Here is an 11,805-nt window from a genome sequence, read left to right as displayed (position 1 = left end):
ACAAACGAATATATTGGAGATACAAACCATGGGTAGAATCATTGGTATTGATTTAGGTACAACGAACTCTTGTGTTGCTGTTTTAGATGGCGAGAAAGCTCGTGTTATTGAAAACGCAGAAGGCGATCGCACCACACCGTCTATTGTTGCTTACACAGAAGATGGCGAAATTTTAATTGGTCAGTCTGCAAAACGTCAGGCTGTTACTAACCCAACGAACACAATCTTCGCGGTTAAGCGTTTGATTGGTCGTCGTTTTAAAGACGACGTAGTTCAAAAAGACATCTCTATGGTGCCTTACAAAATCATTGCTGCAGAAAACGGCGATGCTTGGGTTGAAGCAAAAGGCGAGAAGAAAGCGCCACCACAAGTGTCTGCTGAAATCCTGAAGAAAATGAAGAAAACAGCAGAAGATTTCCTAGGTGAGCCAGTTACTGAAGCGGTTATCACGGTTCCTGCTTACTTCAATGACTCCCAGCGTCAAGCAACAAAAGATGCGGGTAAAATTGCGGGTCTTGAAGTTAAACGTATTATTAATGAGCCAACAGCGGCTGCCTTGGCTTACGGTCTAGACAAAAATGCTGGCGACTCTACTATCGCGGTTTTTGACCTTGGTGGTGGTACATTCGATATCTCTATCATCGAAATTGCTGATGTAGATGGCGAGAAACAATTCGAAGTATTGTCTACAAATGGTGATACATTCCTAGGTGGTGAAGATTTCGATATGCGCGTAATCGAATACCTAGCAGCTGAATTCAAAAAACAGTCTGGTATTGATTTGCACAGCGATCCACTAGCACTACAGCGTTTGAAAGAAGCGGGTGAAAAAGCGAAAGTAGAATTGTCATCTTCTACTCAAACAGAAGTTAACTTGCCTTACATCACAGCAGACGCAACTGGCCCTAAACACTTGAACGTTAAATTGACTCGTTCTAAGTTAGAGTCTTTGGTTGAAGAGCTTGTTATTAAATCTCTTGAGCCTTGCCGTCAAGCATTGAAAGATGCGGATTTGTCTGCTTCTGATATCGACGAAGTTATCTTGGTTGGTGGTCAAACACGTATGCCATTGGTTCAAGCGAAAGTAACTGAATTCTTCGGTAAAGAGCCACGTAAAGACGTTAACCCTGATGAAGCCGTAGCAATTGGTGCTTCTATTCAAGGTGCGGTATTGGCTGGTGATGTAAAAGACGTTCTTCTTCTAGACGTTACACCTTTGTCTCTTGGTATCGAGACTATGGGTGGCGTGATGACAGCGTTGATCGAGAAAAACACAACGATCCCAACGAAGAAATCACAAACGTTCTCTACAGCAGAAGACAACCAAAATGCGGTAACTATCCACGCATTGCAAGGTGAGCGTAAGCAAGCCTCTCAGAATAAGTCTCTAGGTCGTTTCGACTTGGCTGATATTCCACCTGCTCCACGTGGTGTGCCACAAATCGAAGTAAGCTTCGACATTGATGCGAACGGTATCTTAAGCGTATCAGCGAAAGATAAAGCGACAGGCAAAGAACAGTCTATCGTCATTAAAGCGTCTTCTGGTCTAAGTGACGAAGAAGTCGAAAAAATGGTTCAAGATGCTGAAGCGAATGCTGAAGAAGACCGTAAGTTCGAAGAGCTTGTTCAAGTTCGCAACACGGCTGACGGTATGATTCACGCAACGCGTAAAACTTTGACTGATGCTGGTGATAAAGCAACAGAAGAAGAGAAAGCGGCGATTGAAACTGCCATCACAGAGCTTGAAGAGGCATTAACGTCTAATAACAAAGAGCAAATCGAAGAGAAAACCAATGCGTTGACTCAAGCGTCTGGCTCTTTGGCTCAGAAGATGTATGCCGACGCTGAAGCTGCTGATGCTGCAGAGCAGCCTGCTGAAGGCGAGCAAGCTTCCTCTCAGGATGATGCTGTTGATGCAGAATTCGAAGAAGTAAAAGACGATAAAAAATAAGCGTTAAATACTTATTTCGTTGCCTCTTTATAGGCAGCTGTTTATAGAAAACACGGTTTTAGGACCGTGTTTTGCTATTTGCAAATCTTCTAAGTAAGTTCGTTCAATTAGATTTTGTAAATTTTAAATTGTATAAACTCAGACTTTTCAATTCAGGCTTTTTAATTCAGGAATTCCTGCAATGAGCAAAAGAGACTATTACGATGTTCTCGGTGTCGCCAAAGATGCCGATAAAAAAGACATCAAGAAGGCTTATCGCTCTTTAGCGAATAAGTACCATCCAGATAAAAATCCAGATAATCCAGAAGCGCTTGATAAATTTAAAGAGCTTGCTGAAGCCTATGAAATTTTGTCTTCCGATGACAAGCGTGAAGCTTATGATCGATTTGGGCATGAAGGCGTTAACGGTCAAGGTGGCGGTTACGGCGGCGGTGCTGGTGCTGGTGGTTTTAGTGATATTTTTGGTGATGTATTTGGTGACATTTTTGGCGGTGGTGGCGGTGGTCAAAGCCGAACCCGTCGTGGCTCCGATTTACGTTACACATTAGAGCTTGATCTTGAGCAAGCGGTTTGGGGATGCGAGGAAAAAATTCGTATTCCAACTTTAGTCAACTGTAAGACGTGTGATGGATCTGGTGCGAAGAAAGGCTCAAAGCCGAAAACCTGTGGAACCTGTGGTGGCGCAGGCCAAGTTCGCATGTCACAAGGTTTCTTCTCGGTTCAGCAAGCGTGCCCAGAATGTCATGGTCAAGGTCAGGTTATTTCTGATCCATGCCCAGACTGTCATGGTCAAGGCCGTACTCAGGAATACAAAACACTTAACGTAAAAATTCCTGCAGGTGTTGATACAGGTGACCGTATTCGTTTATCGGGTGAAGGTGAAGCCGGAGCTCAAGGTGGGCCAGCGGGTGATTTGTTTGTTCAAGTATCTGTTAAGCCTCATAATATTTTTGAACGCGATGGTGCGAACTTATACTGTGAGGTGCCAATTAGCTTCACAACTGCTGCGTTAGGTGGCGAAATCGATGTGCCGACGCTAGATGGTCGTGTGCGTTTGAAAGTGACCGCTGAATGTCAAACAGGTAAATTGTTCCGCCTTCGTGGTAAGGGTGTTAAACCTGTCCGTGGCGGCCCAGTGGGTGATTTGATTTGTAAGGTGGTGATTGAAACACCAGTAAATCTTACTGCTCGTCAAAAAGAGCTGTTTACGGAATTGTCTGAGAGTATGGGTGAAGGCACGAACCATTCACCTAAGCAGAAAAACTGGTTTGATGGTGTAAAACGCTTCTTCGATGATATTAAGAAGTAAGCGGTTCACAAGGTAAAGCTAGAATAAGACTAAAAAAGGTGCCTATTTGGCGCCTTTTTCTTTTAGTAAATAGTCGATATGGTTACGCAGTAAATTCGCAGCATTGGTGAAGCTTTTATTGTTTGGAATAATAAAGTCCGCCTTGTTACGAATATCGATTGTTTTCAGTGACGCTTGACGAACATGGCGCATGTATCGGCTGGTAACTTCATTTACATCTCTTCCACGTTCTGCAATGTCACGCTTTAAGCGTCGCACAATGGCGATGTCCATGTCGGTATCGACAAACAAAAGGTAATCAACGGCATCGCGAATTCCTGGGTCTTGGAACATCATGTGACCTTCTACTAGAACGACGTGTGTTGGGTCTAGATTGCGATAACCAACACGTTTGTGTTGTGAATGATCGTAAACTGGAATTTCATTGGGTTGCTGGCGATTTTTACAGTTATGAATAGCAAGTGTTAGGCTTTCAATATCAAGAGAGTTTAAGTCATCAAAGTTGTACACATCTGGGTCTATGTTGCCACAGCCATTATAAAAGCTGTCTTGGCAAAGAATGCTTATCTTATCGTCTTGGCCTTCTGCAAGTAGAGAGCAGAGTCGGCTTTTTCCGCTTCCGGATACGCCTGTGATGCCAATAACAAGTGCCATAAATTACCTCAAAAAATAAAGTTTCAGTGCTCCTTGAATAGAAGGAGTTTATAGTGTTGTATTATATATCAGGTTTGATAGTTTTTGCCTGCTAAACTGGATGACTATATTTAATAGGGAATGGTTGATGACGAGTAGAAACGCCTCGATTTTTTTTGTATTTATGGTGAGTACTTTTTTTGTGAGTCAGGTGTTCGCAAATGCCAGCAAAGCGAACGGCGATGTAGAGAAAGCTCCAAAACCTCGTATTACTGGTAACGCTAAGTTCTTTGGTTTGCCATTGAATGATTTAGCTTTACCCAGATTAGAAAAACACTTGAGTGAAATGGGGCTGCAAAATTATCCTTCTTATAAAGATGGTGTGGTGAATTATAGTTTGGGGCCTGACGGAATTCTCGGTGTTACGGATGCAACTGTATTCTCAAATAGTTCCGGTTATGTGCAGCAAGCGCGTTTATCTGGTGTCGTAGAAAGTAATGAAAAACGCAAAGCATTAGGGGATTTATTACTGAGAAGATACGGCACACCTAGTGATGGTCAATTGCGCAGCGGGTTGGGTCATGCGGCTTGGCTGTTTAGAGATGGAACAATGGTAGAGCTTCGTAACAGCACATTTGACGTGTCTATTATGTATGTGGATGAGCGTCCTAGAGTGGCAAGTCATAGCGGAAAGATCGATGTCGAAGCTTTATCCCGAAAAAAATAGTCGTTCCATTTTATTGGTTATATAGTTAATTCTTTATGTTTATTTTTGATCTTAATCTGAGTTTAGCTCATTTTATACAGCCTCACCTTTACGATATTTCTTTGGCATTTGTTGCTACTTGTTTAGTGATTTATGGCGATAAAATTAATGGTTATTTAAAGAAACTGGTTACGTCTTGGATATTCATTGCTAGAGTGAGCGCTTTCATTTTGATGTGTACCTTTGGTTATGGTTTGTTGACCTTGTGGGGACAACCGTTAATTTATTGGGGTATCAATCATGTTGATTTGGCTTATCGTCCTCTTTTGGTCTTTGGTAGTTTTTGTTTATTGGGTGTTTTAGCGGAAAGAAAGCGTCATTTATAAAATAATTCATGTAAGTTACTGTCAGTTTATGTTGCCCAATTACTACATAGTCTTTCTGTTTATACCTTAATTGAGTTTAGTCTTGTGATTATGTAGTAAAGTTTCTAACCCTTTCTCTTTATTTCGTTATTTCTCTAAAAAAATGCTCTAAATGCCCGTTTTTAAGGTTTTTTCGTAGTCTTCTTACAATTTGTTTTTGTTTATTCTCGACGTTAGACTGCGTCCATACTTTGATATAGCAGCGTCTTTCTTGGGGGCAAATAATGACAAATACTTGGTTACAGACACTTGCACAGGCGGAATCACTGATTCCTCTTTTGGGCAAACTTGGGCGTGAAAAATCAGTGAAAGTTGAACTGGCTGGAAATACATTAATGGCTGATTCTGTTACTGGTTTAATGACGGCTTTTGATCAGCACCCTGAACTGGATCTTGATCAAGTCTATCAAGTGTTAGAACAAGTATTAGCCAGTGATGTGGCTCAAACGGTTGTTGAACTAGAGTCTTTGGTAGCTGAGGCTGATGTGGCTTCTGTATTGGCTGCGAAACCCAATAATGGCACTGAAACACCTGTTGTTTTATATGGCTTTGGTCGAATTGGTCGTTTACTTGCTCGTCGTATGTGTACTTTGGGTCACACTACACCTGGAATGTCGCTGGCGGCCATTGTCGTTCGTAAAGCTTGCGACAATGATTTAACTAAGCGTGCGAGCTTACTGAAATACGATTCGGTTCATGGTGTATACGAAGGTTTGGTTAAGGTAGATGAAGAGAATCAAGCCTTGATTATTAATGGTTCACCAGTAAAGGTGATCTATGCTTCTGATCCTGAAACAGTTGATTATCAAGCGCATGGAATTAAGAATGCTTTATTAGTGGATAACACTGGACGCTGGCGTGATCGCGACGGTTTGAGTGTTCACTTGAATCGTCCTGGTATTAGTCGTGTTGTATTAACGGCACCAGGCAAAGAAATGAAGAATATCGTTTTTGGTGTTAATGATAATGACGTAACCAATGATGATCGTATTGTTTCTGCTGCATCTTGTACTACCAATGCAATTACCCCAATCTTGTCTGTGCTTGAAAGTAAATACGGTATTGAGTCTGGTCATGTAGAAACCGTTCATGCTTATACTAATGATCAAAACTTGATTGATAATATTCACAAAGGCGATCGTCGTGGACGTGCTGCTGGTATGAATATGGTGATGACAGAGACTGGCGCTGCGAAAGCGGTTTCAAAAGCAATTCCTTCTTTGGAAGGTAAATTAAGTGGCAGTGCGATTCGAGTGCCAGTGATTAATGTTTCCATTGCTGTCTTAAGTCTTAATCTAAAATCAGCGACGTCAGTTGAAGAAATTAATCAGCTTTTGAAAAACGCCTCGAACAGAGCTGAGTTAACTGGTCAGATTGGTTACAGTGATGGTGCAGATGCGGTTAGTTCTGATTTTATTGGTTCTCAGCAGGCTGGCATATTAGATTCGTTATCAACGAAAGTCCGTGGCAATCAAGCGATTCTGTATGTTTGGTATGACAATGAATACGGCTACAGCTGTCAGGTGGTTCGCTTGATGGAAAAGTTGGCTCAAGCAAACCTTGTTAATATGAGTGTGGTTAAGGACAGAGCGGCTTAATTCTGCTGTCTAGCGTTTGTCTCGTTCACACGATATGTTTAAAAGGCGACTTGTAAAAGTCGCCTTTTTTTGAATGCTCTTTTATGTATGGTGTTTATTAGATTAAATGAAAAGCATTGTTTAGTTATCGAGTAATAACTTCACTGAAATAGCCAAGCACATAATGATTACCATGGGTCGAATCAATTTCGCCCCTTTGGTAATAACGAGGCGTGAACCAATTTGCGCGCCGAACCATTGACCAAACCCCATCACGATGCCTAGTGCCCAAACAAGATGTCCACTGAAAGCAAACATGGCTAAAGACGCTAGATTACTTGTCGCGTTGAGTACCTTGGTATGAGCGGTTGCTGAGACAACAGTTAACCCCATAAAACAAAGATATGCGGTAGAGAAGAAGGCGCCTGTTCCGGGGCCGATTAAACCATCGTAAAAACCAAGGCTCGTGCCAATGATTAATGAAAACTGTAAATTGGTTAGAGAGAAACGGCTGGCAATATAAGGTTGAACTTTTGGCAAAAAGAAAAAGAAAATCGCCACAGCGATGAGAATAATAGGAACCGCTTTCAATAATAATGCACTGTCTAAATAAGACACCAGCAAGGTGCCAGAAACGGCGCCAATTGCTGTCATCGCAATGGGTAGCAGCATATCAGACAGCTTTACCTGACCTTTTTTAATAAAATGATACGATGCTGAAACGGTTCCGGCACAGCCTTGCAATTTGTTAGTTGCTAATGCTTCCGCCGGAGAAAGACCTGCAGCTAATAAAACAGGTACGGTAATGAGCCCGCCACCGCCAGCAATGGCATCGATAACGCCCGCAAAAAAAGCTGCAGCGAATAGAGCAAGATAGACCCAAAGAGCAATATCGTAAAATACAAAGTCCATTGGGCATTTATCCTGTGGAAGGTAGTAGTTAGTTCTTTTAGTAGATCAAAAAAAGTCCTCCTAGACAATGGTTTAGGAAGACTAATCGTATTTACTTAGTAAAGGCGTTGGGCTCGCTGAAGACCTAATTACAAGCTCAGCTTAAGTGAAAGCGAATATTTAATGACATGTTTTCTTTATGTCGTTTTACTATCAATATATTTTTCTAAGGCGGCAACTTGTTCGGTAGAGAATTCGAGTCCAAGCTTAGTTCGACGCCATAGGATATCTTCAGCTGTTCTAGCCCATTCGTGGGAAATTAAATAGTCGACTTCAACTTGATATAAGCTGTTGCCAAAATTTTGTCCTAGATCACTCTCTGAATTGGCTTTATTCAATAAAAGGTGAGTTAACGTGCCGTAGCTATTGGTAAAGCGACGAGCAAGGCCTGCATTAATAAATGTGTAGTCTTGTTGTAGTTTGATGGCGAAAGCATCCAAAGACATTCTCAAATCGCCACCAGGTAACGGCTTGCCGTGAGTCCAAGCGGCACCAAGATCTTCGAAGTAAGGCTCAAGCTTGCGCATGGCTGATAATGCGAGTTTTCTGTAAGTCGTAATCTTACCACCAAAAATACTCAGCAATGGTGCTTGGTTTTCTTGATCGTCGAGATGCAAGGTGTAATCACGCGTCACAGCTGATGGATCAGAGGATTCATCTTCTAGCAACGGGCGAACACCAGAATAGCTCCATACAACGTCTTCAGGCGTAAGAGCTTTTTTGAAGTGATCATTCGCCACATTCAATATGTAGTTGGTTTCTTCATCGTTGATCACTACGTCGTTCGGGTCACCTTTGTATTCAACATCGGTTGTACCTAACAGGGTGTAGTTTTCACGGTAAGGAATAGCAAACACGATGCGCTTGTCCGTGTTCTGCATGATAAAGGCGTTAGAGTGTTCGTAAAGCTTAGGCACAACAATGTGGCTGCCCTTGATCATGCGAATTCCGTAAGGCGCTTTTTGTTCTAGTTTTGTTTCGATAAAAGAGGATACCCAAGGTCCAGCGGCATTCACGAGAGCTTTTGCGGTCACGCTATGTATTTCTTTTGTTATTTGATCTTCTAGGCTAATTAGCCATTGTCCGTTAACGCGTTTTGCACTGGTGCAGCGAGTGCGAGCAAAGATATGAGTGCCATTCTCTTGAGCACTCAAGGCGTTAGTAACGACGAGACGAGCGTCATCAACCCAGCAATCAGAATATTCAAAACCTTGTGTTATGTCTGTTTTAAGCGGGCTATCTGATCCATATTTAACACCTTTTGAGCCTAATAGTGTTTCGCGTTTGCCTAAATTGTCATAAAGAAATAAGCCAATGCGTATAAGCCAAGCAGGACGCAAATGTGGTCGATGAGGCATTTGAAAGCGCATTGGTGTAACGAGATGCGGTGCGATTTTTAATAAAACTTCGCGTTCGTTCAGCGCTTCTTTTACCAAGCGAAACTCGTAATGCTCTAAATAACGTAAACCACCATGAATTAATTTGCTGCTTGATGATGATGTTGCATGAGCCAAGTCTCCCATTTCGCACAGACCAACATTTAGTCCACGGCCAGCTGCATCGGCAGCAATACCTGTACCGTTAATTCCGCCGCCAACGACAAATAAATCAAAATGGGAGTGATTCATGCTAAGCCTCATGATTATAATTCGAAAATATATGTTCGGAAGTGAACATTTATGTTCGATACTAAACCTCAATGAGGTTCATGACAAGATTACATTGTGAAGGTTTGATGAATTTATGAGCAAATAGAAACAAAAAGCAAAAGTTGAGATGGTAAGGCAGTTTGTATTAAAGGCTTGGGCAAGAAAGCCCAAGGTTATCTAGGTGTGCAAAGCTCTAATCGAACATCATGCTCTTTCATAAGTTTGATAATGGCTTTTGGTGGTTGCTCGTCAGTAAATAATCTATCTACTTGAGTCATGTTTCCTAGGCGAACCATGGCATTCCGACCAAATTTTCCGCTGTCTGCTGCTAGAAAAACAGTACGAGAATTAGAAATAATACTCTGTGCGACTCGTACTTCTTGATAATCATAATCTAATAATGAGCCGTCGGTTGGATCGATACCACTGATGCCTATGATGCCATAGTCAACGCGAAATTGATTGATGAAATCAATCGTTGCTTCGCCCATGACGCCGCCATCTCTAGAACGTACGGTGCCACCAGCAATAATCACGGTGAAATCTTCTTTACCGCTTAAGATCGCGGCAACATTAAGGTTGTTGGTAATAACTTGTAGGCCTTGATGGTTTAGCAATGCGCGAGCAACGGTTTCTGTTGTTGTCCCGATATTGATAAATAAAGAGGCATTGTTAGGAATTTCCGTCGCAATACGTTTTGCTATTTGCTCTTTGGCTGGCAACTGCAGAATTTGTCTCGCCGCATAGGCCACATTGGTTGTGCTTGAGTCGTAACTGGCGCCACCATGATGTCGACGTATCTTATCCGCTTTTGCTAATTCATTAATGTCACGGCGTATGGTTTGCGGTGTGACAGAAAATTGGCTAGCCAATTCATCAATGGTTACATAGCCTTGGTCTTTTACTATGGCGACAATTTTGTCTTGGCGGGAAAGTTGACCCATGTTGTTTTCTTCTCCTTTAAAAGGTTACTGCTTGCTTAATGACTGTGCATTGGTTTTTAATGGGTATATTCGTATTTGAATATTCATGTTCAAAAAACAAAACAAAAACAATACATCATTCATTTTTTGAATGGTTGTGACTTCAAAGAGAATTCACTATGACCCGTTATATTCTTGCAATCGACCAAGGCACCACCAGTTCACGCGCTATTTTATTTGATGAAAAAGGCACCCGAGTGGGTCAATCTCAACAAGAGTTCCCACAAATTTTCCCACACGATGGTTGGGTAGAGCATGATCCTGAAGATATTTGGTCATCGACTTTATCGGTTTGTCAGTCTGTTCTCAAGGATACAGGGATAGATGCACAGGCGATAGCAACGATAGGTATCACAAATCAACGTGAAACAACCATTCTATGGGACATCGAAACGGGCAAACCTGTTTATAACGCGATTGTGTGGCAAGACCGACGTACAAGTGAATTCTGCCAGTCTTTGAGTGAACAAGGCCTAGGAGACAAGGTTCAAGAAAAAACAGGTTTGCTAATTGATCCCTACTTTTCAGCCACTAAAATTCGTTGGGTATTAGATAACGTTGAAGGTGCTAAAGAAAAAGCTCAAGCAGGGCGTCTGGCATTTGGAACCGTCGATAGTTTTTTATTGTGGCGGTTAACCAATGGTAAGTCATATAAAACCGATGCCACTAATGCAGCTCGTACTATGGCGTTTAATATCCATACGCAAGAATGGGACAGTGAGCTTATCGAGATCTTAGGCATTGGCGATGTACTGTTCCCTGAAGTGATGGATTGCAGTGCCGATTTTGGAGTGATTGATTCATCATGGTTAGGCGCTGAAATTCCAGTTAACGGTATTGCTGGTGATCAACAGGCGGCTTTAGTCGGTCAAGCGTGTTTTACGCCGGGCATGGTGAAAAGCACTTACGGAACCGGTTGTTTCTTGATATTGAATACTGGAGATAAGCCAATTCGTTCTGAGCACAAATTGCTGACGACGGTGGGTTATCGCTTAGACGGCAAAGTGACTTACGCATTAGAAGGCAGTATTTTTGTTGCTGGTGCGGCAATTCAATGGTTGCGTGATGGATTGAAACTATTTTCAGATGCTAAAGAAACCCAGAGTCTGGCTAAGAAAGCGTTAAACGATGACTCCGTTTATCTTGTTCCAGCCTTTACTGGATTGGGTGCGCCTTATTGGGATCCGGATGCGCGTGGCGCGATGATTGGTTTAACCAGAGACACAAGCGTTGAAGATATCGTTAGTGCTGGATTACGCTCTGTTTGTTATCAAACAAGGGATTTGGTCGGCGCGATGGCTCAAGATGGTGCCACTTTCAGCTCATTAAGAGTGGACGGTGGCATGGTGATTAACGATGTCATGGTGCAGTTTTTAAGTGATTTGCTTGAAATTACAGTAGAGCGACCGTGTGTCACAGAAACAACCGCATTGGGTGCTGCATTTTTAGCAGGATTGCATGTGGGATTGTTTAAATCGCTGGACGATGTATCGACTCTTTGGCAAGCAGATAAAAGCTTTGAGCCCTCTATGGAGAAGGGAACAGGAGATAAACTGTATCAAGGATGGCAGAAAGCGGTAGACCGAGTACGTACAAAAAATTGATTTCATGTCGTTTACGT

The 11,805-nt window shown here is 42.2% G+C and carries 10 protein-coding genes; 6 read left to right on the top strand and 4 right to left on the bottom strand.

The genetic code is table 11. The annotated features are described in order from the left end of the window. The first annotated feature begins 28 nt into the window (after nt 1-28). Nucleotides 29-1,951: a molecular chaperone DnaK gene (gene dnaK, locus MUS1_RS10335; protein WP_036162226.1), complete on the top strand. Its 1,923-nt coding sequence runs from the start codon at nt 29-31 to the stop codon at nt 1,949-1,951. A gap of 181 nt (nt 1,952-2,132) precedes the next feature. Then, nucleotides 2,133-3,260, top strand: a complete 1,128-nt coding sequence (gene dnaJ, locus MUS1_RS10330) for a molecular chaperone DnaJ (protein WP_036162224.1) — start codon at nt 2,133-2,135, stop codon at nt 3,258-3,260. 42 nt (nt 3,261-3,302) lie between these two features. On the opposite strand, the gene MUS1_RS10325 is transcribed toward dnaJ, so the two are convergent. Continuing rightward, nucleotides 3,303-3,914 (bottom strand): uridine kinase family protein, encoded by a 612-nt coding sequence (locus MUS1_RS10325; protein WP_036162223.1) that lies wholly within the window; start codon nt 3,912-3,914, stop codon nt 3,303-3,305. Between the two features lie 127 nt (nt 3,915-4,041). Between MUS1_RS10325 and MUS1_RS10320 the strand changes: the two genes are divergently transcribed. The 3 genes from MUS1_RS10320 (at nt 4,042) to MUS1_RS10310 (ending at nt 6,622) form a co-directional block, all read left to right on the top strand. Next, a complete protein-coding gene (locus tag MUS1_RS10320; RefSeq protein WP_036162222.1) occupies nt 4,042-4,620 on the top strand; it encodes a hypothetical protein in 579 nt (192 codons plus the stop codon). 35 nt (nt 4,621-4,655) lie between these two features. Continuing rightward, on the top strand, nt 4,656-4,985 hold the full coding sequence (locus MUS1_RS10315; RefSeq protein ID WP_036162220.1) for a DUF3392 domain-containing protein: 330 nt from the start codon (nt 4,656-4,658) through the stop codon (nt 4,983-4,985). 263 nt (nt 4,986-5,248) lie between these two features. Next, nucleotides 5,249-6,622, top strand: a complete 1,374-nt coding sequence (locus MUS1_RS10310) for a glyceraldehyde-3-phosphate dehydrogenase (protein ID WP_036162218.1) — start codon at nt 5,249-5,251, stop codon at nt 6,620-6,622. A gap of 120 nt (nt 6,623-6,742) precedes the next feature. Here MUS1_RS10310 and MUS1_RS10305 read toward each other — a convergent pair whose 3' ends face one another. The 3 genes from MUS1_RS10305 to MUS1_RS10295 form a co-directional block, all read right to left on the bottom strand. Next, on the bottom strand, nt 6,743-7,513 hold the full coding sequence (locus MUS1_RS10305) for a TSUP family transporter (protein ID WP_036162216.1): 771 nt from the start codon (nt 7,511-7,513) through the stop codon (nt 6,743-6,745). A 176-nt stretch (nt 7,514-7,689) separates the two neighbouring features. Further along, nucleotides 7,690-9,180, bottom strand: coding sequence for a glycerol-3-phosphate dehydrogenase (glpD, locus tag MUS1_RS10300; protein ID WP_036162214.1), 1,491 nt, complete (start codon nt 9,178-9,180; stop codon nt 7,690-7,692). 194 nt (nt 9,181-9,374) lie between these two features. Further along, on the bottom strand, nt 9,375-10,145 hold the full coding sequence (locus tag MUS1_RS10295; RefSeq protein ID WP_036162213.1) for a DeoR/GlpR family transcriptional regulator: 771 nt from the start codon (nt 10,143-10,145) through the stop codon (nt 9,375-9,377). 158 nt (nt 10,146-10,303) lie between these two features. Between MUS1_RS10295 and glpK the strand changes: the two genes are divergently transcribed. Continuing rightward, entirely contained in the window at nt 10,304-11,788 is a 1,485-nt protein-coding gene (gene glpK, locus MUS1_RS10290) for a glycerol kinase GlpK (RefSeq protein ID WP_036162212.1), read from the top strand. Nucleotides 11,789-11,805 lie beyond the last annotated feature (17 nt).

The organism is Marinomonas ushuaiensis DSM 15871 (assembly GCF_000521805.1).
Lineage (GTDB): Bacteria > Pseudomonadota > Gammaproteobacteria > Pseudomonadales > Marinomonadaceae > Marinomonas > Marinomonas ushuaiensis.
The sequence above is the reverse complement of the archived record's forward strand: the minus strand, read 5'-3'. Positions and strand labels throughout refer to the sequence as shown.